The sequence below is a fragment of the Bacillus sp. FSL R5-0654 genome (assembly GCF_038008745.1).
GTDB classification, from domain to species: Bacteria; Bacillota; Bacilli; order Bacillales; family Bacillaceae; genus Bacillus; species Bacillus safensis.
On record NZ_JBBOZV010000001.1, the window covers coordinates 453,749 to 478,513 of the forward strand.

The 24,765-nt window shown below is 33.7% G+C and carries 20 protein-coding genes; 16 read left to right on the forward strand and 4 right to left on the reverse strand.

The features are described from left to right. Positions 1-3: 3 nt before the first annotated feature. A complete protein-coding gene (locus NSS76_RS02175) occupies positions 4-1,638 on the reverse strand; it encodes a copper resistance CopC/CopD family protein (protein WP_341080454.1) in 1,635 nt (544 codons plus the stop codon). A gap of 507 nt (positions 1,639-2,145) precedes the next feature. Here NSS76_RS02175 and NSS76_RS02180 point away from each other — a divergent pair. From NSS76_RS02180 to NSS76_RS02200, 5 genes are all read left to right on the forward strand, one after another. Next, positions 2,146-3,588 carry a PTS mannitol transporter subunit IICB gene (locus tag NSS76_RS02180; protein WP_039176553.1) on the forward strand — a complete coding sequence of 481 codons (1,443 nt, stop codon included), beginning with the start codon at positions 2,146-2,148 and terminating at the stop codon, positions 3,586-3,588. A 95-nt stretch (positions 3,589-3,683) separates the two neighbouring features. Next, positions 3,684-4,118, forward strand: a complete 435-nt coding sequence (locus NSS76_RS02185; protein WP_012008933.1) for a PTS sugar transporter subunit IIA — start codon at positions 3,684-3,686, stop codon at positions 4,116-4,118. Between the two features lies 1 nt (position 4,119). Further along, positions 4,120-5,241: a mannitol-1-phosphate 5-dehydrogenase gene (locus tag NSS76_RS02190; RefSeq protein ID WP_341080455.1), complete on the forward strand. Its 1,122-nt coding sequence runs from the start codon at positions 4,120-4,122 to the stop codon at positions 5,239-5,241. A 100-nt stretch (positions 5,242-5,341) separates the two neighbouring features. Beyond that, a complete protein-coding gene (locus tag NSS76_RS02195) occupies positions 5,342-7,090 on the forward strand; it encodes a methyl-accepting chemotaxis protein (protein WP_095407756.1) in 1,749 nt (582 codons plus the stop codon). A gap of 226 nt (positions 7,091-7,316) precedes the next feature. Next, positions 7,317-7,709 (forward strand): RidA family protein, encoded by a 393-nt coding sequence (locus NSS76_RS02200; protein WP_206534094.1) that lies wholly within the window; start codon positions 7,317-7,319, stop codon positions 7,707-7,709. A 198-nt stretch (positions 7,710-7,907) separates the two neighbouring features. On the opposite strand, the gene NSS76_RS02205 is transcribed toward NSS76_RS02200, so the two are convergent. Beyond that, entirely contained in the window at positions 7,908-8,144 is a 237-nt protein-coding gene (locus NSS76_RS02205; RefSeq protein WP_206534093.1) for a DUF2651 family protein, read from the reverse strand. 21 nt (positions 8,145-8,165) lie between these two features. Here NSS76_RS02205 and NSS76_RS02210 point away from each other — a divergent pair, with 21 nt between their 5' ends. The 11 genes from NSS76_RS02210 (at position 8,166) to NSS76_RS02260 (ending at position 21,982) form a co-directional block, all read left to right on the forward strand. Next, positions 8,166-8,597 (forward strand): hypothetical protein, encoded by a 432-nt coding sequence (locus NSS76_RS02210; RefSeq protein ID WP_241258004.1) that lies wholly within the window; start codon positions 8,166-8,168, stop codon positions 8,595-8,597. Between the two features lie 725 nt (positions 8,598-9,322). Continuing rightward, complete coding sequence (locus NSS76_RS02215; RefSeq protein WP_311165033.1) at positions 9,323-9,865, forward strand: hypothetical protein; 543 nt, start codon at positions 9,323-9,325, stop codon at positions 9,863-9,865. Beyond that, on the forward strand, positions 9,866-10,855 hold the full coding sequence (locus NSS76_RS02220) for a hypothetical protein (protein ID WP_341080484.1): 990 nt from the start codon (positions 9,866-9,868) through the stop codon (positions 10,853-10,855). It begins immediately after the preceding gene. Positions 10,856-11,018: 163 nt separating this feature from the next. Then, entirely contained in the window at positions 11,019-12,800 is a 1,782-nt protein-coding gene (locus tag NSS76_RS02225; RefSeq protein WP_073979307.1) for an ABC transporter ATP-binding protein, read from the forward strand. Then, complete coding sequence (locus NSS76_RS02230; RefSeq protein ID WP_073979308.1) at positions 12,801-14,504, forward strand: ABC transporter ATP-binding protein; 1,704 nt, start codon at positions 12,801-12,803, stop codon at positions 14,502-14,504. It begins immediately after the preceding gene. Between the two features lie 956 nt (positions 14,505-15,460). Then, the gene (locus NSS76_RS02235; RefSeq protein ID WP_341080487.1) at positions 15,461-16,528 is read left to right on the forward strand and encodes a hypothetical protein; all 1,068 of its coding nucleotides are present in this window, start codon (positions 15,461-15,463) and stop codon (positions 16,526-16,528) included. Continuing rightward, positions 16,518-17,672: a DegT/DnrJ/EryC1/StrS family aminotransferase gene (locus tag NSS76_RS02240; protein WP_258954560.1), complete on the forward strand. Its 1,155-nt coding sequence runs from the start codon at positions 16,518-16,520 to the stop codon at positions 17,670-17,672. Before NSS76_RS02235 ends, NSS76_RS02240 begins: the two co-directional genes overlap by 11 nt. Next, positions 17,665-18,117: an NUDIX hydrolase gene (locus NSS76_RS02245; RefSeq protein ID WP_073979310.1), complete on the forward strand. Its 453-nt coding sequence runs from the start codon at positions 17,665-17,667 to the stop codon at positions 18,115-18,117. The genes NSS76_RS02240 and NSS76_RS02245 overlap by 8 nt, the downstream gene beginning before the upstream one ends. Next, on the forward strand, positions 18,110-19,279 hold the full coding sequence (locus tag NSS76_RS02250; RefSeq protein ID WP_258954561.1) for a radical SAM/SPASM domain-containing protein: 1,170 nt from the start codon (positions 18,110-18,112) through the stop codon (positions 19,277-19,279). Before NSS76_RS02245 ends, NSS76_RS02250 begins: the two co-directional genes overlap by 8 nt. After that, positions 19,276-20,109 (forward strand): phosphotransferase, encoded by an 834-nt coding sequence (locus tag NSS76_RS02255; protein WP_311165036.1) that lies wholly within the window; start codon positions 19,276-19,278, stop codon positions 20,107-20,109. Before NSS76_RS02250 ends, NSS76_RS02255 begins: the two co-directional genes overlap by 4 nt. A gap of 550 nt (positions 20,110-20,659) precedes the next feature. After that, complete coding sequence (locus NSS76_RS02260) at positions 20,660-21,982, forward strand: nucleotide sugar dehydrogenase (protein ID WP_311165037.1); 1,323 nt, start codon at positions 20,660-20,662, stop codon at positions 21,980-21,982. 876 nt (positions 21,983-22,858) lie between these two features. Here the strand turns inward: NSS76_RS02260 and NSS76_RS02265 are convergent. After that, positions 22,859-23,071 (reverse strand): hypothetical protein, encoded by a 213-nt coding sequence (locus NSS76_RS02265; RefSeq protein WP_073980008.1) that lies wholly within the window; start codon positions 23,069-23,071, stop codon positions 22,859-22,861. Between the two features lie 238 nt (positions 23,072-23,309). Then, entirely contained in the window at positions 23,310-24,275 is a 966-nt protein-coding gene (locus tag NSS76_RS02270) for an alpha/beta hydrolase (RefSeq protein WP_311165038.1), read from the reverse strand. Positions 24,276-24,765: the final 490 nt, after the last annotated feature.

Here is a 24,765-nt window from a genome sequence, read left to right on the forward strand (position 1 = left end):
TTTTTAGTTTCTTCTAATAAATGTAGTATCGATATTCTTAAAAGAACCAGTTAACGCATGGATTTCAATTTTCCATGTGCCTTTTTCATTTAATAAGAGATTTTCAGCAGAGAAATGACCATTTTTTAATCGTTTCAGTTGAAATTCACTTGGTGTCTCATCACCGAATAAAGCCACCTTATGGATCTTGGCTGTCACAGATTGAATATCAGTGATCGTTTCTCCATTCTTCTTTGTAAATGCCACTTCGAACGAGTTTTTCCCCGGGGCATTCGGGGTAATGCTCAAGGACACAATGTCACGATGCTCGACCTGATTTGCGCCAAAGAAGGGCTCAGGTGCAGGCGGAGGAGGGCTCGGAATATTGGTAAAGACAGCCGTTAATAACAAAATGGCAATCCCGATCATCCATTCAGCTCGTAAGGAAACACTGCGTTTCTGAGTCTTTTCCCATCTCAGCATCAAGTAATGCATAAGTCCAAGAAGGCCCATGATGATAAATAAACCAAGCTTGATTAAAAAGGTGCGTCCGTATGCTGATTGGAAAAGAGCGTCAAACGATTGCAAAATAAAGATGGCATTCACAAATCCTGAGAACACAATAAGTCCAACAGAGAGCAGTGCCCAAGGATGAAATGCTGCTAGCGTACTCCGCATGAGCGGCTGATCTTCATTCGGCAGTTTCTTCATCAATAGAAGGACAATGGCTGTTAAACCACCGACCCAAATTGAAGCAGAGACGAGATGGATGAAATCAAGTGATGTTGTGAGTATTTTATTGTCTGTTGCGGCTGGATGTCCGATTTGTGCTTTCACCCAAAGGAGCACTGTGAATAGGAGCAGTGGAAACAGCCAAACCCGAAAAGAAGAGAAGTCCCCTTTTCTCACCGCTACAATCGTCCAGATGGTGAGAAGAACAAATGACGCCATAAGCATCATCCACAGACTGCCGCCAGAAGTGGACGCAATCGTTTCTTGTAAAAGCGAAGGCTGAAAAGCCCCCCAAAAGGACACGTCTGCCGCTGATTTTGTCTGAATCGGCAGCTGGAACACAAGTGCTCCGCCCATCATAATCAATGACACGGTCAAAAGCCGCTTCATTCGTTTCGCCAATACAGGTGAAATCGCAGTCTTAAACCAAAGCAGTCCAAACAAAATGGTCCCAAGGAATAAGCTGAATGACGTATAAAGAAAGGCTTTATCAATAGTTGAGGCCACATCAATGGATTCATCTGTTTGACCTTGTTCTAATTGGTCAAAACCGCCATCCGCTTTTCCAATACTAAACGGAATCATGCCAGAGACAGAGTGTCCGTCCGCTGATACCGCATTCCACTGAATGGTGTAAATTCCTTTTGGTAAATTCTTTTTTAAAGCCGCTTCCATGATCTTTTGATCTTTAATGACCGTATCTCCTTTATCCACACGATCCCCTTTTGCATTTAGCACCTTAATGGCATGAAATCCGCTTTCAATCCCTTCACTAAATGTGATTGAGACGGAAGGAGGCTGCTGATCCAGCTCTTCATTTGTCTCTGGATTCGAGCTCACGACGTATGCGTGAGCAAATGCTTCCTTTGGAATGAAAAAAGTGAACATGACCATAAGAAGCAGAAGCCACTTACTATTTTTAAACAAGGTGAATAACCGCCTTTCTACCTTTGAAAATGTCTCATGTATCAGAAAGAAAGCGGCAGTAAACTGTGAGTCACAGAAAAAACCGCTCCTCCTATTGTACCGCCCTCTCTAAAAGGTAAACGAAACAAACAGCAAGATGGTTCACTTTTTCTGTGTCATGTCTGCGCAGACATTTCTTGATTGAATAGATTTGATCAATTATAAGCCTATTCGATTTAAGAAGAGGAAACAAGAAGAGACCATTTGAAAGTTGTGAAATTCCAATGAATTTTGCGTAAAAACAACGGCAGATCAAGCTTTTCACCCATTATATGTTGGGATCTGACAGAGAGTTCATGTCATATTTCAATTTTGTCACACACTAAGCGACAAAGTGACATTTAGTTTCAATTGAAGAGAAAGTGAAAGCGTTTTACGATAGGCATAAGGGCTTCACTGAATCTTGTTCTTATATCTTTTGACCTATAAAGCCCTAAATAAAGGGAGAGAAGAAAGGAGTTTTCATAGATGCAGGAAAAAAGCGGATTTCGCGTAAAGGTACAGCGCTTTGGAAGCTATTTAAGCGGTATGATCATGCCGAATATTGGAGCGTTTATCGCTTGGGGACTCATCACAGCATTGTTCATTCCAAGTGGTTATTTTCCGAATGAACAATTAAATACACTAGTTGGCCCAATGATCAACTACTTGCTGCCGCTCTTAATCGGTTACACAGGCGGGAAGCTCGTATATGACCATCGAGGCGGGGTACTCGGTGCAACAGCTACGATTGGGGTTATTGTCGGTTCGGACATCCCGATGTTTTTAGGTGCGATGATCATGGGACCGCTTGGCGGTTATCTCATTAAGAAAATCGACCAGCTGTTTAAAGACCGAATCAGATCAGGTTTTGAAATGCTGATTAATAACTTTAGTGCAGGTATTCTAGGTGCCATTTTAGTCGCCATTGCTTTCTACGCCATCGGTCCAGTGGTACTAGGTTTAAATAAAGCCCTTGCGGCAGGTGTAGATATCATTGTCAATGCACATTTACTTCCGCTGGCAAGTATCTTCATTGAACCAGCGAAAGTATTGTTCTTAAACAATGCCATTAACCAAGGGATTTTAGGTCCATTAGGAGTAGAGCAAGCAGCGAAGACAGGCCAGTCCGTTCTGTTCTTGCTTGAAACAAACCCAGGACCAGGTCTAGGTGTTCTTCTAGCCTACATGTTCTTTGGGAGAGGGACTGCAAAGCAGTCTGCACCGGGTGCGATTGTCATTCAATTCTTAGGGGGAATCCATGAGATTTACTTCCCATACATCTTAATGAAGCCAAAGCTCATTTTGGCGGTTATTGCTGGGGGAGCAAGCGGCGTGCTGACCTTTACACTGTTAAATGCAGGCTTAAAAGCAGTGCCGTCACCAGGAAGTATTATCGCTCTTATGCTCATGTCACCAAAAGGCGGCCACCTTGCCGTTCTAGCAGGTGTTGTCGTGGCAGCGGTCGTATCGTTCCTTGTCGCTTCTGTCATTTTGAAAGCGTCTAAAGCAGTGGACGAAGACTTAACAGCAGCAACAGAAAAAATGCAAGACATGAAAGGCAAGAAAAGTGCAGCAGCAGCTGCTCTTACAGCACAAAAAGAAGGTGCTGAAGCAAGCGAGCAAGCAGCATCTCCAGATGAAATCAATCCAGATGACGTGAACAAAATCATCTTTGCCTGTGATGCAGGAATGGGCTCAAGTGCGATGGGCGCATCCGTTTTAAAGAATAAAGTCAAAAAGGCAGAGCTTGATATTGATGTAACAAATACATCCATCAGCAACATCCCAGATGATGCCGATGTGGTCTTTACTCATAAAGATTTAACAGATAGAGCCAAGGCAAAATTGCCAGGAGCTGTGCATATCTCAGTTGATAATTTCTTAAACAGCCCGAAATACGATGAGCTGATTGAGAAATTGAAAAAATAACATGACGAAACGGGTTGAGTCCAATTTTTCCTAATTGAACTCCCCGTTTTGGTTGTTTTCTGATTTTCCATTCTAAAAAAGGTGTGTGATCTTTCATGAAACAAGTACTTTCAAAAGACAATATTTTTCTAAACGAACAAGCAGGCTCTAAAGAAGAAGCCATTAAAAAAGCAGGCGAAGTCTTAGTGGCAAACGGCTATGTCACGAGTGATTATGTTGACAAAATGTTTGAAAGAGAAAATATTTCTTCTACATTTATGGGCAACGGAATTGCCATTCCTCATGGAACAGAGGATGCGAAAGCGGCTGTCCTTCATTCAGGAATTTCCATTATCCAAATTCCAGATGGCGTTGAATATGGTGAAGGAAATATTGCCAAAGTCGTATTTGGCATCGCTGGTAAAAACAATGAACATCTCGATATTCTTTCTCAAATTGCGATCGTCTGTTCAGAGGAAGAAAACGTAGAGCGTATCATTCATGCAAAGGATCAGGATGAACTGATCGCTATCTTTAACGAGGTGAACTAACATGAAGGCACTTCATTTTGGAGCAGGCAATATTGGCAGAGGGTTTATCGGATCTTTGTTAAAAGCATCAGGCTTTGAGCTCGTTTTTACCGACGTAAATGAAGCGGTCATCAACGAGCTGAATGAAAAAGGAGAATACACGGTTGAACTCGCAGCACCAGGGCAGCAGCAAGAAGTAGTCGGTCCTGTGTCAGCCATCAATTCCGCAAAAGATCCCGCTGCATTAACTGAGGCGGTAGCAACAGCTGACCTCATTACAACAGCTGTTGGACCAGCCGTTTTGAACATCATTGCTTCATCGATTGCTGAAGGTTTAAAACAGAAAAAGCCTGATCATATCATCAACATTGTGGCGTGTGAAAATATGATTGGCGGCAGCTCTCATTTAAAGGAAGCCGTTTTCTCTCATTTAACAGCTGATGAACAACAAGCGCTGTCACACACAGTTGGTTTTCCAAACGCTGCGGTTGACCGCATTGTCCCAATTCAGCACCATGAGGACATTTTGAAAGTATCAGTCGAACCATTTTTCGAGTGGGTCATTGATGAGACAGGCTTTATTGGAGACGTTCCTCAGATCGATGGAGCGACCTTTGTACAAGATTTGACGCCTTATATTGAGCGTAAGCTCTTTACTGTCAACACAGGACATGCACTAGCTGCTTATGTCGGGTACGAGAAAGGCGTGCAAACGATTAAAGAAGCCGTCGATACACCAGAGATTCGTCAAGTGGTCGAAGGTGCACTTCACGAAACGGGCAGTTATTTAATCGACACATATGGCTTTCAAAAAGAAGAACATGATGCGTATATTCAAAAAATCATCAAACGATTTGAAAATGCCTTTATCTCTGATGAAGTCACGCGCGTCGCACGTTCCCCGCTTAGAAAGCTTGGAGCAGATGACCGTTTAATCGGTCCAGCGAAAAAAATCAAACAGCCACAGTATTTAATTAAAGGTATTGTGGCAGCTTTGTCTTATGACTTTACTGGAGACGAAGAAGCTGTTCGTTTGCAGGCATTAAGAAAAGAAAAAGGCATTGAAGGTGTGCTGGAAGAGGTATGTGGACTCTCGCCAGCAGACGATCTTTATCAAGCCATTCTTAAAGAAACAGCTCGATAATGAGAAAAATCCCTTTCCAACGTGCGAAAGGGATTTTTTCTATGACTTTTTTAATACTTTTCCCTGCTTGACGATATATAAAGTAAGGGGGAATTTGTACATGAAAAAGAAAGCGTTTGCGTCAAGAAGTGTCTTTTTTCAATTAATGTCTGCCATTATCGTGATTACGATTTTAACGGGCGGACTAGTTGGAACAACGGGATATTTGTTAGCGAAACATGTATTAATTGATGCAGGGAAAGCAGATTTAAAGCACATCGTCAGCGGAGCGATGGCCACACTTGAACAGTTGAATGACCGTGTGGAGAAAAAAGAACTGACGCTTGAGCAGGCGCAAGAACAAGCCCGGCTTTACTTGAGCGGACCCAAAAATGACAACGGGAAGGGATACCAATCTCAAAAATCAGATTTTATCTATAAAAATAAAGGCTATCTAATTGCTTATGGCACTGACTATTCAACCCAGGTTCATCCAGTCAACGACATCGGCGTCATTCCAGATAACACGACCAATCGTCAAAAAATGGTCGCTGGCGCCAATGCAAAAGGCGAGGATGCACACTATGTGAGCTATATGGATAAGGACGATGCAACCGGCGAAGAAAAAGAAAAGCTCGCCTATATGAGCCAGTTTACGCCGTGGAATTGGAGTGTAGGCATCGCTGTCTTCCAAGACGAATTTTATAAAGAATTAGAGCAGATGAAGCTCTATATTATTCTCATTACAGCGGGTGTCGCCCTTCTGAGCCTAGGCGTCTTTTATTTAGCTGCTCGAGGAAAAGTCAGACTGCTGAAGCAAGTCACTGCTGCTTCAAAGGAAATTGCGGCAGGGAATATTGAACGCACGAACTTAAAGGAAACAACGGATGAAATCGGACAGCTGGCAAAAGGCTTTAACCATATGTCAGGAGAGCTTAGAACACTGGTGAGCGGTTTACAGGAAACGAGCAGTCAGCTTGTTGAATCAGCGACAGATTTATCGGCAATATCTGAAGAAACCTCAGCCAGCAGTGAAGAAATTGGACGAGCCATCGGAGACATTTCGACTGGAACGCTTCATCAAGCATCTGATCTTGAAGTCGCCAATCAACAAATGACCCAGTTTAATCAATCTATTGAGAATGTCAAAGAACAGAGTGATCAAATTAAACGGATTTCCGACCAATCAAGTCAATCATCACAGCAGGGCCAGCAAATCGTACAGCAATTAAAACAATCGAATGAACAATCGATTCAGGCGTCTCAAGGCATTAGAGCAGGAATCGAGCAGTTAAGTACAAAAGTACAGGATATCTCTCAAATCACAGATACGATTGAAAGCATTTCAAATGAGACGAATTTACTGGCGCTGAATGCAAGTATTGAGGCAGCACGTGCAGGAGAGCATGGCAAAGGCTTCTCAGTTGTGGCGAGTGAAGTGCGGAATTTAGCTGAGCAGACAAAACAATCAGCCGTTCAAATTCAGCAAATGATCCAAGGCATTAAAGAAGAAACGACAACAACAGCTGGTATCATGTCTAACACAATGGATCGTTTTGCCGAGCTGGATGAAGCGGTGCATGCAACAGAACATGAATTCAATGCCATCTCTACATTGATTTCACAAACCATCGTTGAAACAAACGCGATGGCAAAAGAGCTGAATACATTGCTGGAGCAAAACGACCTCATCACAAAAGCCATGCACGGCGCAGCACATGTTTCTCAAGAAAATGCTGCGGCGATCGAAGAAATCACTGCATCCACAGACGAACAAGTGACAGCCATCTCTAATGTGGCTAAAGCAGCAGAAAGGCTCAATGAACTAAGCATGCGATTGAATCAGGACATTGCGCGTTATCGTCTATAAATCATTTTGACGATGTATCACTTGTCAGGTACGGTGAAGTTAATCAAAACCTTGCTCACGCAAACAAAAGGAGTGTTCCGGTCATGAAAAAGAAGATATTGATGTTGTTACCTTGTGGCTATGGATACTCAACTGCTGTTTTCTTTTAGGATAGATAGAAATTGGTGAAGTCTGTCTACAAAACGAAGAAACTAGCAGAAAAATAAACGTGAGTGAGGGACATAACATGGAAAAAATCACGAGAAAAAACCCAGAAAGTATGCCGAAACCTGTTGGTCACTACAGTCATATCACAAGGGTGCCAAAGGGCGCGGGATTATTTGTTACATCGGGTCAGGTAGGGACAGATATAGATGGGCAAATCCCATCAAGCTTAAAAGACCAAGTAACGAATACGTTTGAAAACATCAAAAAAATCCTTGATTCAGAAGGATTAAATGAAGAACATGTGATCAAGGTCAATATATGGGCAACAGAAGAAATCGACTGGGACCATCTATATCCTCAGTGGGATACGATCTTCAAAACAGCTTACCCATCAATGACGGTTGCTTATGTATCAGCTTTAGGATGGCCGGAGCTGAAAATTGAAATTGAACTATGGTGTGCGGATATTTGATCTAAAAAAAGAACAGCGATGCTGTTCTTTCAAATTGTTGACAAAGGGCTAAAATGATTTTTATTTTAGCCCTTTGTCTTCTTTTTTTCAGCGTGATAGAAAACCTTTGAAGTCTAGGAAGGACGAGTACCGGAGCGGAGCGAATTTGACATTCGTGAGCACCGGAGCGCAGACCTGACACCGAATGCGAGGGTTTGTCTACACGCTGAGTCGCTTTGTAATCCATCCAGCAAAGAATGTAAAGACGGTATAGACAATAACCCAAATGAGAAAGGATTTATTCCCGCCAATAGAGGTGAACATGAAGATCATGCTCGCTAACAGCACAATCAAAGTAGGCATCCAAACATTCTTCAAAAGGAGTGTGCCAAAAATGCCAATCAGCACAGAGATAATAGGAAAGCCAAATACAATGAATAGAATAAAAACAGCCATATGACTAACTCCTTTTAACAAGTGTTTACTTCAAAACATATAAAACCGAAGCTGCCAGCTGTTCAAATTCAGCAAATGATCCAAGGCATTAAAGAAGAAATGGCTGCAACAGCCGGTATCATGTCGAGCACAATGGCTCGTTTTGCCGAGTTAGATGAAGCGGTGCATGCAACAGAAAATGAGATCAATGCTATCTCTACATTGATTTCACAAACCATCGTTGAAACAAACGCTATGGCAAAAGAGCTGAATACATTGATGGAGCAAAACGACTTCATTACTAAAGCCATGCTCGCCGCAGCACATATTTCTCAAGAAAATGCCGCAGCTATCGAAGAGATCACTGCATCCACAGACGAACAAGTGACAGCTATCTCCAATGTGGCGAAAGCAGAAAGACACAATGAACTAAGCATGCGATTGAATCAGGACATTGCGCGTTATCGTCTATAAATCATTTTGACAGTGTGTCACTGGTCAGGTACGATGGAGTTAATTAAAACCTGCTCATGCAACCAAAAGGAGCGTTTCGGTCGTGAAAAAGAAGATATTGCTGTTCTTACCTTGTGGCTCTGGATACTTCACTACTGTTTTCTTTTAGATAGATAGAAATTGGTGAAGTCTCTCTACAAAACGAAGAAACTAGCAGAGAAATAAACGGGTGTGAGGGATATACTAGGAACGGACTCAGTTGCATTATTTCTTAACAGATAAAAAGCAGTATAATTATACGATTGCTAGCAATTGAGGTACATTGTAGGCGAAAAGGCGAAGGTTACTTATTTATAGAATGAAAGGTTTCAATGTTTTTCGAAGTAGCGAATATTTTGAAATTCTGTGGATATGATAAAATGCTTTTGCATGTTTATTGTCTTGTTCGATGAGGTTTTTCAAATGTCTTACTGCCTAGTTCCTTTGAATTCATAAATTAGTACGGGTGCTGTATATGTTGTGAAGGCGGTTGGTAGTTCTGCTTACCTAAATGTGCCGGTATTTATCTATCTAATTAATGTATGAAGATAAAATAATCATTTTACTTGTATTGGATTAAATTACAGTTTATTATCAATAAACTACCTTTTTATTATTTGAAGTGTTGGATAAATTTCTTTAAATTAACCTGTTTTATTGTTAAAAACAATTTTTTAAAAACATGCGTAAATTAAGGAGAAAAGAAAATGTTTTATCAACTAAATTTGAAAGAGTATTTTAATAGTACAGGCATTACTACTTTAGATGAGGCATCAAAGGGATCTCTGGATATATTTGCAAATTTGTCATTTCCAAAAGAGTACTTTCAAGAAAATATGTATTTCAATAATATTCCTTTTAAAATAGAACTGGATAGTATATTAGATAATATTTCAATAGACGATGAATTAAAGGTCTCTTTTGAAAGAAATAACTTTACTGATGTTTATATTTTAGGAGCTTGTAATAATGGGAACTTCTCTAATAATATTCATTTTTACAGTGAGGAAAATTTGATTTTTAGCGAGAAAATACACATTACAGATTTAATGGAAGAAATTCCTTATAAGAGGAATGAAAAGTTTGTAACATCTGATTATGTATATACTCCAAACGGGAAGTTAGATACTACTATTTCTTTATGGGTAGAGAGAATTCAATTCAGTAAGGAGTTTTTATTAGACTCCTTGACACTGGAAGAAAATCCATTTATACACATATTCGCTATTACGTTAGGAGGGGAAGGATAAATGAGTTCAAAAAAAAATATTATTTATAATAAAAATCATAATTGCTTCGGATTAAGTGCCAATGCTATTTTATCTCGACAAATCCCTGAAAAAATCGAATTTATATGGAATCAAGCTGGTATAGCTACTTTAAAGAATAATGACATCATTAGATTAACACCCTATTATGAGTCATTAGAGGATCATTTAAAAAGGGTTGCAAACATAGATATGTATAGATTTCATTTTGATAATTTCGATGCCCTTCATCGACAATGTGTAGATATTATTAAAGAGGCAACTTCATTTATAATTTGTTTAGATGTTTATGAATTACCATACAATATATATTACAAAGAAAGACATAGTTTACATTACATAGAGGTGGTAGGGATTAAAGATGATTACTATTTCATATGTGACCACTTTTATAAATATAAGGGGAAAATAAATAAAGAAACAATATCTAATGCAATTATTTCCTTAATTAATCAAAAAATGTTGAATAAATTTGAAATGTATACATTTAACCTTGGGAATATCGATTTATCTAATTCATTAGATATTAAAAATATTTTAAAGATTAACGCAATGATAAATATCGGGGAAATGCTCCCTGGTATTAATATTCTTAAACATGAAGAAAAAAGTTATGCGATAGGCCTTAATCATTTCTTGGATTTCAAAGAATACGTTTCCAACGAGGTATTAATAAACAAAAAGAATATTTCAATAGCTTATCGGAATCTGTATGTATTCGGCAGTTCTAGAAATAACTATGCAAATTATTTAAAAGGGTTTTTAAATAATTATTCTGTACTAGAGAACATTATTGAAACATACGAAGATATAGCTCAAGAATTTAAAATTGTAGCAAATCACATATTGAAATTATATTTTACAGACTTAAAAAAAGATACTCAAAAAAACCTAACAAATAGACTTCAGAAGGTATATTTACTAGAAAAAGAAGCAACAGATTCAATATTTAAATTTTTGAATAAATTGTAACTCCTATACATAACGTTTTTCAATGTTATATTTGACATTTGATAGTTCTTAGATTTGTTTTTAACATTTTGCAGAAAATTGATTAGTTACTGCGATGTAATTTAAATCATTTATATTAGAAAATATAAATTATTTAAGAAATCTTGTGGGGAAGGATTACATAATGAAATTTAAAAAAAAAGGAACTTTTTTATTCTCTGATTCATTTCGGACATATAAATGGTTACTTTCTTTTTTAACACCATATAAATTAGAGTTATTTATTTTAATTTTATGTGGATTGTTAATATCTGTTACTAACCTCTTGGTACCAAAAGTAATTCAGTATTCCATAGATAATTTATTAACAGAAGAAGATATATCAAAATTTTATTTATTATTGATGACATTGATTATCTTGATATTATTGGTGATTTTAATAGCTATACCTAAAAAAAATATTAGCCAAAGGAAGCTACAAGAATATTGTTCTCGAGATTTACAGTTACATGTAGTACGACACTTGAGGAGGTTAGACATTCAGTACTATGAAAAAAATTCTTCTGGAAAAATTTTATCTTTATTGAGTACGGAGGTAAGAAATGTTCAACAGTTATACAACTGGTTATTACCTTTATTTATTCAAGAGTTAATATTTTCAGTGCTTTCATTTATCATTTTGCTAACGATTAGTATCGAACTTACTTTAATTACGGTTCCTACATTATTAATCTATTACTTATTTGGACCTCATATTGAAAAAAAAGCATCTTTAAGTGGGAAAAATATGTCTGATACTCGGATTAAACTAAATCAAAAAATAAATGAAAGCATAGATTCAATTACTGAAATGAAAGTTAATGGCTCTCCTAATTGGAGTATGGAAGTAATTTTATCAGAACAACAAAAATTCAATAAGTCAATGGTTCTAACATATTTTTATGCCTTTTTAAGGGGCTCTATTAGAAGGGTATCCTATTATGCGGGGGGGATTGTTTTAATTTTAACTGGATTTTATCTAATTAAAAATAATTCAATATCTTTAGGCGCTTTTGTAGCTTTTTTCTTATACTATTTTAATGCTATGCATAAAATCACTTCAGTAATAACATTCATTACTGAACAGAAAGTATTGATGTATCAAGCCAAAAATTTGTTTGAATTTTGTCATGAGAAAACAAGATTTAAAGAAGATGACCAAGCTATTGAAAATGGCCTTAAATCGTTTAATAAAATAGAATTTAAAAATGTGAATTTTAGCTATATTTCAGATCAACCGGTACTATGTGACTTTAATTTAAGCATTAAAAAAGGAGATCGCATAGCTATAGTTGGTAAAAGTGGGATTGGAAAAACCACCATTTTTAAACTTCTTTTAAGGGCTTATGACCCTGATTCTGGATTAATCAATATTGATGGTAAACCCATAAATGAATTCTCAGTATCAAGCTTAAGAGAATTTATTGGATACGTCCCCCAAGAAACATATTTATTTGGTTCATCTGTATTTGAGAACATTCGATTTGGTAATTCCTCAATTACAGAAGAACAAATAATTGAGGCCTCTAAAAAAGTAGAAGCTCATGAATTTATTAGTAAATTACCGTATGGATATAACACACTTATTGGAGAAAGAGGAATAAAGTTATCAGGAGGGCAAAAACAGCGCATTTCTTTAGCTAGAATGTTAGTAAAAGAACCTAAAATAATGCTAATGGATGAAGCTACTGCTTCTTTAGATAGTACAACTGAAACTGACATATATTCTTCTCTAGAGAATTTATGGATTGGAAAGACTGTTATAACTATTGCGCATCGCATTTCTTCTATTAAAAAATTCGATAAGATTATTGTCTTAGACGAAGGGAAAATAGTCGAATGCGGAAATTTTGATGAGCTTGTACGTAAACAGGGCACTTTCACCAAAATAATAAAGCAGCAACAAAATCACTATTCGGAGGTTTAAATGAGTACTTTATTTTGGATTTGGAGAATAGTGATTAAAAATAAATTTACATATATATTCACTATTTCACTGCTATTACTAGAAACTTTGACTTATATATCTTCAACTGTATTACAAAAAAAGCTTATAGATGATGTTTTTATAAAAGGACAATATGAAAAAATTACATATGTGGTAGTATTAATTGCTATTGCTTACATTGGTTATTCACTATTTTTCACTATATGTTCTTATATGTTATATAAAAACATCGCTTCCTATTTGTTGAATTTATCAAGAAGGTCATTAAATCATCTTTATACGTTACCAACAGTAACATTTCAAAAAAAACGTAAAGGAGAATACGTTCACCATTTTTCTGTTGATATAGAAAATACTGCTGGCTTAGCTGGTTGGGATATTCCTAGAATAATACAACAAATATTTACAATATTAATACTATCCATTGTCATAGGAACTAATAGCATATATGTTATTAGTTCAACAATATTACTCAATATTATATTTTATATATTAAGTAAATATTATGTTGATAAGTTGAGGAAGATAGCAAAAATAATTAATAAAAAGCAATCTAAGATATTAGTACGTTTAGAAGAATGTATATCGTCGACTAAAGAAATTCTAATTTTTAACCGAATTGAATGGGAACAACAGGTACTTAGAAAACTATTTAATCGTTACCATTCTTATACCTTAAAAGAGGAAGAAATTCGAAGTAAGCAAATAATTGGAAGTGAATTATTAAAATGGGGAACAAGCATAGTTGTTTTGGGGATAGGCGGATATAATGTTTACCTTGGAGCAATGTCAATCGGATCATTAGTAGTAATTTATCAACTCGCTTTACAGTTAACCGACTCTATAAAATACACATATGATTTAGTTATAAAGGCAATCAGGCGTACATCTTCTGTTGAGAATATTAAACAAGAATATAATAGAAATATTATTAAAAAGAACACAAACTTTACAATTAAATCACCTTTAGATTTAAAAATTTCTAATCTTTATTATAAATATGAAAATAATGATAATTATACATTAAATAAATTATCATTAGATTTGCCATCTGGGAAAAAGATAGCCTTTGTAGGTCGTAGTGGATCTGGAAAGACTACATTACTAAACTTGTTATTAAAATTTGATGTTCCTAAACAGGGATCCATAAAGGTGAATAATAGGTCACTAACTAATTTTTACAGTGATGAATGGTTTAAACATATCGGTATAGTATTTCAAGAACCCTACATATTCGCAGATACTGTAAGAAACAACATAACTCTAGGTGTTTTAGTTTCTGATGATAAATTAAAGGAAATTTGTAAACTAGTTTGCTTGGAAGATGACATTAACAATTTGCCTGATAATTATAATACAATTTTAGGTGAAAGAGGATTTACAATTTCAGGGGGACAAAGACAACGCCTTGCTTTAGCAAGAGCTTTAGTTAGAAACCCAGATATCCTTATTTTAGATGAAGCAACTTCAGCTCTAGATATTGCAACTGAATCAAAAGTAATGAGGAACATTGATGCATTTAGAATTAATAAAACAACAATTATTGTTGCCCATAGACTCTCTACTATCCAAGATGCAGACATTATATATGTTTTTGAAAAAGGAGCGATAGTTGAATATGGAAAACATAATCAATTATTAGAAATTGATTCGATATATAGTCGACTTGTGAAAAGTGTTTGATGAAGTGATGGAATGTTCTTAAATTCTGAAGTATGTAACTGTTCATTTAGTTAAATAATTACATTATGATACATCTATTTCTGTAATTTTAGGAATATTTAGATAGTTCTTTTTGCTTATGGACATATTTTTAATTTTAATGAATTATTATAAAGGTTTGATTCCCCGGAGCGTGATTATACTTTCTTCTGTATCAGCAGATAAGGATCGTCATAGGTTTTATTTCTAACACGGCTTCCTAAGAAGGCATCGGATCTGAGACATATAGGGATAATCAAGTTATTCAAACTATATTCAAAAAACTTATTATCTTTCTATGTCTCGAAGTGAGATATGTGATATGCTACGACGCTAAAATTTAATTATACTAGGCATACTTATCGTTTAATGAAAGAGGCCCCCTTTATACAGAAAAAGTTCCTACAAAACTAGATTGGACAAAATTTTTTTCGACTATATGATTCTTTTCTATGAAGAAGAAAGAGATATTTGATTATCAAGCACTATATGCTTCTTGGTTTCTTCTAGGAAAGCAAAAACAGATTCATAAGATGGCCCGTCATGCCAGGCCATTATTATTTACATTTTTGGTGTTGTTAACATACAAAATGGCAGATTGCATTGCACGGAGGCCTCGTATTGAAATATAATCTGTTTTAAGAACTTCTTACAATATTTTTTACTTGGAAATCCTAATAAACATATTTTGATGATATTAAATAATGTCCGTATACATCATGCAAAATTATTAAAACCTTTTCTAAAAAAGAATAGCTGCCATGTTACTTAAATCGTTTTCAAGATTTCCAGAAAAGAAACAAAAACATCAGTCCTTTCTTTTCTAGAAAATCTTTCTCAAATATTTTTTAAGAATCGTATTGAATATTGGTATTATAAGGTTATAATAAGTAAATATGTTATTCATAATAAACGATATCAGAGGGAGATAGACATTAATGAATACTTATAATATTACTTATCTCTATTGGGAAGTCCTCTTTCAAACTAAATATCCCACATTAGTTGATTGGATTGAGGATTATTTTTCAAATGAAAAAATAATAAGGGATGTAGAGCAAGTAAAATTAAAAAATAAATGGATAATTACTTATGATGATAATCAAACTATATATGATTATTTAACTGAAAATATTAAAGAGTACCATAAAGTAACAGTAGAAAATCAAGTGTTTTACGTATCTATAAGAAAAAGACAAAAGGTTATAAACATAGTTTCAAGTGATTATCTTTCTCATAATATAAATAATACTATTGATTATTTTGTTATGAGAATTATCAGGACACTAATACAAATTTTTGCTAAAAATGATGGATATACATTCTTTCATGCAGCTTTTGCTGAAATTAATGGTAAAGGTATCGCAGTTACTGGCGATAAGTTTGCTGGAAAATCGACTACGTTAATTAACTTACTTCAAATGTTTACAGGTATTTTCGTATCTAATGACAAACTAGCGATTAAAGGAAATGCAGATGGTAGAATGAATGTTATTAGCTTTCCTATAGCAGCGGGGTTTCGTGTGGGAACAATATTAAAAAAATTTAATAGTGTTAGATTAACTAATAATAGAACAGATAATCAAGAATTCTTTTCTAAGTTTGATCCTCTTTCCCAGAAGGAAAAAGCAATGGACGAGGAAATTGATAAGTGTGATATTAAATTGTATTTAAGTATTAAAGAAATATCACAACTCTTAAATGTTAACTTTAAATTTGAGTCAAAAGTTGATGTGATTATAAATCCATGTTATAATAGAAAATTAAAAAAAATATCGATCAATGAGCTAAAAGGAAAACAAAGAGATCAATTCCTTAATTCTCAAATTCTTGATACTATTTGTAGCGAATATTTATTTTTGGAAAAAAAGCTACTATTAGGAACAAATAGTAATAATTTGAAAGTTCAAGAAAGTGTACCAATATACATGTTAGGTTATAACGAATCATTAGAGAGTGAATTTCGGGATTTTATAGAAGGGAAATTATTAAACCATGATTGTTGACAAGCAATTAAATATAGGAGAACCCTCACCAGGATCAATATATGGAAACGAAGAAAAAGAAGCTGTTTTGGAGGAGTTAGAAAAATTTTATTCATGGAATCTGCATGATTACAAAGATAAAATTTCAGAATTTGAAAGCGCTTTTTCAAAATATATAGGGTGTAATTATGCAATTGCCATAAATGGAGGTGGTACAGGCTTAGACTTGATATTAAAAGCTTTGAATTGTAAATCCACTGACGAAATAATTTCACCAGCAATCAATTTTCATGGAACACATTCTGCAATAATCAATACGGGAGCAAGATTAATTCTATGCGACTCAACTATTAATTTAAATATCTGCATAGATAGTTTAAAAAGAAGATTATCACCGAGAACTAAAGCTGTTGTTATAACTCATATGAATGGGCTAGGTTGTGATGAGAATGAGATACTGAAAGTATTAAATGATTATTCTTTGAAAACAGGTAAACAAATAAAATTAATTAGTGATTCTGCGCGATCTTGTGGAAGTGCAGTAAATGGTATAAAAACAGGGAATTTATCGTGGGCTACGTTCTTTAGTTTTCAAAGAAAAAAACAAATGAATACCCTTGGGGAGGGAGGAATGGTTACAACTAACGATTTAATTTTAGCAGAAAAAATTAAATCGTACAGAAGTTTTGGTATGGGGAAAATATGGGGGAGTAATTATAAAATGACCAATATTCAAGCTGCTATTGGAATAGAACAGTTGAAAAAGCTTGATTTTAATAATTGTTTAAGAAGAAATTTAGCTATAAAAAGAACTGAAATTTTATCAAAAGAATTTCCCGACTGGACTTTGCCTTTAAATAATAGTAAATATTTTAATACGTACTATTTGTATTCTATAATACTCCCAAATTACATGAGTAAAGATGATAGGGATAATATTATGAACGTACTATTTAAAAAATATGGAGTAGGAAGTTGCATAGCTAATAATGTTACATATAAAACAAATAATTTTATTAAACAAAATGCAAGCTTTGATGGTTTGGAAAATTCCGAAGGGATAGCAGATAGACTTTTTTGCGTGATTATACATCCTAATCTTACAGAAGAGCAGGAAATTTATATTACAGATTCTCTTATAAAGGTGGGTAAGTTGTATGTATAGGCAGCCCAAACAGGTTCTTGTTATTCCTTTTATCATAGATCAAGGGAGTTTTAAGTTTTGTATACTAAAAAGGGAGGATATGAATTGTTGGCAATTTGTATCCGGAGGAGCCGAGTATGGAGAAAGCTTAGCTGAAAGTGCACTCAGAGAAGTTCAGGAGGAAACAGGGATCAATCTTTTGGACAATAAATTAATGCATTTAGATACTTGCTGCAGTGTCCCTAAAAAATATTTTAAGGATAATGATAAATGGAATGGTTTATATGTTGTACCTGAATATACATTTGCAGTAAAATTATTGAATGAAGAAATTAGATTAAGTGATGAACACAGTGAATTTAAGTGGGTAGCCTATGATGAAGCTATTAAGTTATTAAATTTTGATAGTAATAAAACTGCATTATGGGAGTTAAAAATGAGATTGGAGGAATTATATAATGACTAAATTAAAACAAATGATTAGAAATGATATTCCCCATGAATTTAATGAGATGAAAATATTAATGGAGCATCGTAAAAGGTTAGAATTAATACTTCAAGGAGAAGTTTTACCACCTTATGAAGTGTTAATTCATCCTACAGCAACGTGTAATTTATCTTGCAAATGGTGCATAGGACAAAATGTTGATAATGAAGAAACAACAAACGTACAAAATGCCTTAACTGTACCAGAGAACTTAATGAATTTAGCAAAGTCTATTGTTAATTATAAAAAAGAATATGTTATTGATGGAAAGAAAGAAACATTTGGCGTTGAAAAAGTAAGCTTTTCTGGAATAACAGGAGAACCCATGATGGCTGCAAAAGCTTTAATCCCAACAATTGAATATTTAGCTACAAACGATATAAAAGTAGGTATGTTTTCCAATGGTCTTTTAATTAATAAAAATAATATGGAAACTATACTTAAGATGAATTATATACTAGTTAGTTTAGACGCAGGTAATGGCTCTACATATGATTTCTTAAAAACTGAGGATAAAAAAACTAAGAATTTTGAAACAATACTAAACAATTTAAAAATGTTAATAGATAACAGAGAGAAATATAATTCCAACCTAGATGTTAATATAGGGTTCATTGTTAATGCATACAACTACAAAGAAATGTATGATTTAGCGGGAATATTAAAGTCAATTGGAGTACACAATTTTAGAATTAAGACAGATATTGCTTCAAGATTAAATGTAGACGATGAAATGATTAAAGAAATTAAGAGAGATTTTGAACGTATTCGAGAAGATTTTGAAGATGGCTACTTTAAATTAGTAACAATACATAAATTAGAAGAGAATGATAAAATTAGAACTTTTAATAAATGTACAATAAATAAACTAGTTTCAAACGTAAGTTCTGATGGCAATGTCTACGCATGTAATTATCACCCACCTATAGATGGTGTTAGATATGACAATGTCTTAAAATATGATTTTGAAACAATTTGGGAAAATGCTAATAAAGATTTTGACATAAAAGAATTATGTCCTAGGATGTGTGATCCTTTCAAAACTAGAGCTAATAACCTTTTAGATGTAATAACAGAAAGTGACGATATCTCGAAAAGTATTAATGAAGCATTAGATGTTTATGAATACGAAACAAAATGAATCAGGGTTATTCAGGTAATTCATTGGAGAAAAAAGGTAATAAAGTAATTAAAACTTATAAAAAGAGCACTGTTGAAACAGTACAAAAAATACTGGATTTTACTAATTATTGTGCTGAAAAAGGATTTTGTAACTTTGCTACCTTAAACTATAATAATGAAGGTACATGTCAAATAATATATAAGTTTATAGAGGGAAATATAAAAGAAATATCTATGCTTAATACAAAGGAGTATATTACTTTAGGTGATTTTTTAGGTGATTTTCATAGAAAAGTTAAAAATTATTCAAAAGATAGATTGATTAATAAAATCAAAAACATTGATTTTCCTATGGCTGTTAAAGGTTTAAATAACCTCAAAGAGAACTTTTATACTAATGAGTATAAAAAAATATTCATGTTAAATAAAGAAAAAATTGTCGCTGTTCAAAATATATTATTTACAGAGGGTGTTATTCATGGTGACATGCATCTCAATAATATAATCCAAAATGAAAATAAATTATTTATTATTGATTATGACCAAGCTTCCTCTTTCCCAAGAATATATGAAGTGCTGCGCTTTTTTTTCGAATCAATCAATATTGGGCAAGATACTAAAGAGAATATTTTTCAAAACTTATTAATATATTTAAGATCATATAACAAACGCCAGCAATTTTCTATTAAAGAGAAAAGGTGGATGATTTCTTTTTATTTCTCAGTATTGTTAAAAGACTATTCTGTTTATGAAACAGACAATGTCCCATTTCAGACAAAAAGGTTAATAAGAATGAAATTTATTTCTACGCATTTTGACACTTTAAATAAAATAGTTTCCCTAATTTAAAAATTTCTTTAATTATTTTTAGATGTTTTCTCATTAAAGAGCCCACTTAATATTGCCCTTTTTGACTTAAATGAGCCGGTTTTTCTACTCCAAGAAAATTCGGCTTCTATTTTCGTTTTTTAAAGACTCAAGAATATTTAATAAAGGATGAAAAAGAAATGCTTCAAGAGTTTTTAAAACGTTGTGGCTACTAAGACAATTAAGTAATTAATGGTGAAGAGACGGATTAATTACAAAGAGGATATTATTTCAATGATTTAGCAATGAGATTTTCTAAAGAAATTGTATGTTTGTTATGGTGGTATGTTACATACCTAGTGTAAATCAACTCAATATTTTTTTAAACATAGAAAATTACCTTCATATGCATATGAATTAATTGGAATGCTTTCTAAAGAAATTCATACAAGTGATTTAAAATCTAAACTAACTATAGATGAAGCAATCCAATTAACTACTACGATACCGGTTATTATAGCTAATTTGTATAGAACTTAGATTTTGTAGTGCCAATCCAATCACTATAAACAGGAGATATTTAGAATTAAATATGAATAATTATTATAACCAATTAAGAGAAAAAATAAAAAATCGCAATGCTAGAGTAGGGGTTATTGGGTTAGGTTATGTTGGACTACCATTAGCTGTGGAGTTATCAAAATCTGATTACATTGTATATGGGATTGACCTAGATAATAAAAAGATTGATCAACTTTTAAATGGTGATTCTTATATAATGGACATTAGTAATGAAGAAATTAAATATATTACCAAATATTTCAAATTTACTCCTACTAGTAATTTTGAAATCATTAAAGATTTAGACGCAGTGAGCATTTGTGTACCTACTCCTTTAACTAAGTCTCAAGATCCTGATATAAGTTATATTATTGCTGTTATGAATGAACTTAAGAAGTATATGCATAAAGGTTTACTAATTACATTAGAAAGCACTACATATCCTGGAACTACTGAAGAACTAATTGAACAAGAATTAAATAATCAAGGCTATATAGTGGGAGAAGATTATTTCCTATGCTTTTCTCCTGAACGTATAGACCCGGGAAATACATGCTATAATACAAGGAATACACCTAAAGTATTAGGTGGAACTACTAGAAAATGTACAAAATTAGGAGTGGAGTTATACAGTAGTTTTATTGATACTATAGTTCCTGTTTCTTCCCCAAAAGTTGCGGAAATGAGTAAACTTCTTGAAAATACATTTCGAAGTATTAATATAGCTTTCATTAATGAGATGGCTATGTTATCTGACAAATTAGGGATTGATATTTGGGAAACAATTGATGCAGCGAATACAAAGCCATTTGGATTTATGAAATTCACTCCTGGTCCAGGAATTGGTGGACATTGTATTCCCCTAGATCCCATGTTTTTGGCTTGGAAGGCAAAAAGCTCTAATTTCTTTAGTAGATTCATTGAAGCTGCACAAGAAATTAATAAACATATGCCAGAATATGTTTATAACAAAGTGAGTTATGCTTTAAACACCCATCAAAAACCTATAATGGGTTCAAGAGTATTGTTATTAGGGATGGCGTATAAACCGGATATTGATGATTTACGTGAATCGCCAGGTTTAGAAATTTATGAGTTATTAAGAAATGGTGGGGCTAATGTTGAATATAATGATCCACATGCGCACTCATTTACAGATAAATACGGAGAAAAAATTGTTTCAGTTAAATTAGAATATTCAAGGTTAGCAGAATATGATTGTATAATTTTAATTACTAATCATAAGGCATATGATAATAATATTTTGTTTAATTATAGTAAGTTAATAGTAGATACCAGAAACGCTTTTAAAGAGTTTGATGATCCAAAAATAGTTAAAATAGGTGTTAATTAAAAAGCATTCCCTTAAGAAAAGAGGTATTTGGCTATAAAAATACCTCTTTTTTAAATATCTTTATTATGGTTATTTTTTCATTAAATGCTTCATCACGAAGTACTTTAGAAATTTTACCACATTCATTTGATGTGGACGATCAAAAGTCCTGCTGTCAAACCAGCATGTTCCCTTCTGCATGTATGTTTATAATAAGGACATTGAATTTGGAATCTCGATGTCACACCTTCAATGTTTTCGGGTAATACATAAAAACTACCAAAAAACGGGGCTTAGCTTGATAGCAATAAACTATTCCTTTTTTGTCTGCCGATTCAAATATTTGTTTAATAATTTTTTCGTACATTAACTTGAATCATTTTTGCGAAAAGAGAGCTATCTGCTTTTTTCGGTGATGTAGAAATGAATTTAGGAATGGGTTTTATGAAAATTCATGAGAGACCGGTACATATGGATGATAGTCTGTTGCCAAAATTACAATAATAATTTCAATATTCTTATATTGTTCTTGCTCAGACTGATAGCGAGAAAGAAGGTAACGATTCTCATGTTGCTCAATCAATACGAGTTTTCAGTTAATGCCTGCAAATGAACATGCTGTTCTTCATTGGTTACTGTTCGTTCGTACAATAAATCGTAAATATCATTAATCGTATCAAAGCTAATTCTGTAGAGAAAGTTCTCAATATATGTAGTACCAATTTGCTGTTCATCTTTGTCTAAACGAAATGGAAAACCATACTCTTAAGGATAAGAGAGAAAATGTGAACCCAATACATGCCCATGGATATTTTTTAGGAATAAGTGTCCTTGCTGATACTTAACGTACCATTTTTTGAACTTGGTACCTCCATGGAAGGAAAGAATAGATCTATTCTAAAAATGAACTTTCGCTTTTTTAGAAAACGATTTTGGTAAAGAAGCAAATAATTCATCCACAAATGCTTCTTTAATTGGTATTGTTATATCTAGTGTATGTAAATTCATATATGATTGCAGGTCGTTTTGTATTGCTTCACGCACAACAATGTGACCTAGAGCCAATGTCCCTGCTCTTGATAAACAATCTATATATTGTTTATCATTCATATCTGTTATATAAATACCTTCTGCACTTTAAGTAATCTTCTGGGATAAGATCTTACATTTGATTCTACTTTTTTGCATGACTATGAAAAAATATTGATTTATTTTTCAAAGACTTTTTCATAGTTATAATTGTTATTATATAATCTACTAATTAAAGTGAAAAATAGTTAATAAATAAAAAAAGAAACCTATAATTTAAGTTCGACACTTATAAAGTTATGGTGTAGAAATTATGAATTCAATCTATATTTAAGTGTACTGAAGATCCGTGAAGGATTCTCTTAAATCTTGATAATATATCGTATAAAGCTTTCTTTGCTAACTCACTTCTTTCTGTCATATGAATAAAGCTGTGAACTAATTGTGTATAGCGAACTTTTTCTACTGGGACCCCTGCTTGTTCGAGTAATGTAGCATAAGCTTCACCCTCGTCTCTTAAAGGATCAAACTCAGCTGTAACTATTAGGGCTTTTGGTAAACTACTAAAATCCTTATTTAACAATGGAGACGCATAAGGTTCAAGACCTTGATTTGGACTCTTTAGATACCAATCCCAGAATCTAATCATTGCTTCTTCGCTTAAATTATATTTATAATTTTTATATGAATCTGTATCAAACGAATGGTGTGTCACAGGACATATTAACAGTTGACAAAATAAGGGAGGCCATCCTAAATCCTTAGCTTTTATTGTCGCCGCCGCCGCCAAATTACCCCCAGCACTTTCGCCACCAATTGCAATTCGCTCTATATTTCCATTTAAAAACGCTATATTTGATTTTACCCAATTTATTGTTGCCATTGTATCATCTAGAGGTACTGGATATTTATGTTCTGGGGATAGCCTATAATTTACTGAGACAACCACGCATTCACATAGCTTACTAATATACGAGCAAACGTCGTCATCACCATCTATACTTCCCATTATCCATCCTCCTCCATGTAAGTAGATAAGGACAGGAAAAGGGCCTGTTCCGTTAGGAGAGTAAATTCTGGTTAGTATTTCAAAATTAGAACTTGGAATCAGGATATCTTCCTTTTTTACATCTGTAATTTTAACTTTTGAAAACAAAGTTCTTCCTTGTTTTGAATAATACCGAGCATCCTCTGGAGACGTTTGGCTTAAGGGTGGATGATTTAAGTCATGCATTAATTTGTTGATTTCATTTAACAGTTGTTGAACTTGAGAATCTATTGGCATTATTATTATACTCCTTAAATCTATTTTTTCTAATCCTTACTTATGGATATATACTGAAAAAGTAAACAAGTTGCTTATATTAAACTCAAAATGACCAAGAAATGAGTGGATGATATGCAATCTTCTAAATACACAACTAATTATACAGATAACCATGCCGTTTTCAATCAAATTTTTGAAATTGCTGTTAAAATATACAAAAGTGTGTATTGTGCTTCCTTAACAAGTTTAAATATTCCTACAATATGAATGAAGTTTGGAACTAGTTATTAAAACAATGGAATTAAAATGAGACATTCACTTCTCTAATTGTAATACATACAATCTGGGGATTTAATTCAGCGGAGAAAATGAGAGTAGAAAGTAAGTCACCTGTTTTTGATATAAAGGGAGATGTTCTACCCTTGACTTTGTCTTTCATCTTCTAAATAATGTTTACTAAGGGTCTTCATCTGTTCCTTTTTTAAATTATAGTTACTATCATAAGTTC

Bases quoted from the DNA above. Each gene is read 5' to 3' on its own strand.
- NSS76_RS02180 (WP_039176553.1), top strand. From the start codon at position 2,146: ATGCAGGAAAAAAGCGGATTTCGCGTAAAGGTACAGCGCTTTGGAAGC.
- NSS76_RS02185 (WP_012008933.1), top strand. From the start codon at position 3,684: ATGAAACAAGTACTTTCAAAAGACAATATTTTTCTAAACGAACAAGCA.
- NSS76_RS02190 (WP_341080455.1), top strand. From the start codon at position 4,120: ATGAAGGCACTTCATTTTGGAGCAGGCAATATTGGCAGAGGGTTTATC.
- NSS76_RS02195 (WP_095407756.1), top strand. From the start codon at position 5,342: ATGAAAAAGAAAGCGTTTGCGTCAAGAAGTGTCTTTTTTCAATTAATG.
- NSS76_RS02200 (WP_206534094.1), top strand. From the start codon at position 7,317: ATGGAAAAAATCACGAGAAAAAACCCAGAAAGTATGCCGAAACCTGTT.
- NSS76_RS02205 (WP_206534093.1), bottom strand. From the start codon at position 8,144: ATGGCTGTTTTTATTCTATTCATTGTATTTGGCTTTCCTATTATCTCT.
- NSS76_RS02215 (WP_311165033.1), top strand. From the start codon at position 9,323: ATGTTTTATCAACTAAATTTGAAAGAGTATTTTAATAGTACAGGCATT.
- NSS76_RS02220 (WP_341080484.1), top strand. From the start codon at position 9,866: ATGAGTTCAAAAAAAAATATTATTTATAATAAAAATCATAATTGCTTC.
- NSS76_RS02225 (WP_073979307.1), top strand. From the start codon at position 11,019: ATGAAATTTAAAAAAAAAGGAACTTTTTTATTCTCTGATTCATTTCGG.
- NSS76_RS02230 (WP_073979308.1), top strand. From the start codon at position 12,801: ATGAGTACTTTATTTTGGATTTGGAGAATAGTGATTAAAAATAAATTT.
- NSS76_RS02235 (WP_341080487.1), top strand. From the start codon at position 15,461: ATGAATACTTATAATATTACTTATCTCTATTGGGAAGTCCTCTTTCAA.
- NSS76_RS02240 (WP_258954560.1), top strand. From the start codon at position 16,518: ATGATTGTTGACAAGCAATTAAATATAGGAGAACCCTCACCAGGATCA.
- NSS76_RS02245 (WP_073979310.1), top strand. From the start codon at position 17,665: ATGTATAGGCAGCCCAAACAGGTTCTTGTTATTCCTTTTATCATAGAT.
- NSS76_RS02250 (WP_258954561.1), top strand. From the start codon at position 18,110: ATGACTAAATTAAAACAAATGATTAGAAATGATATTCCCCATGAATTT.
- NSS76_RS02255 (WP_311165036.1), top strand. From the start codon at position 19,276: ATGAATCAGGGTTATTCAGGTAATTCATTGGAGAAAAAAGGTAATAAA.
- NSS76_RS02260 (WP_311165037.1), top strand. From the start codon at position 20,660: ATGAATAATTATTATAACCAATTAAGAGAAAAAATAAAAAATCGCAAT.
- NSS76_RS02265 (WP_073980008.1), bottom strand. From the start codon at position 23,071: ATGAATGATAAACAATATATAGATTGTTTATCAAGAGCAGGGACATTG.
- NSS76_RS02270 (WP_311165038.1), bottom strand. From the start codon at position 24,275: ATGCCAATAGATTCTCAAGTTCAACAACTGTTAAATGAAATCAACAAA.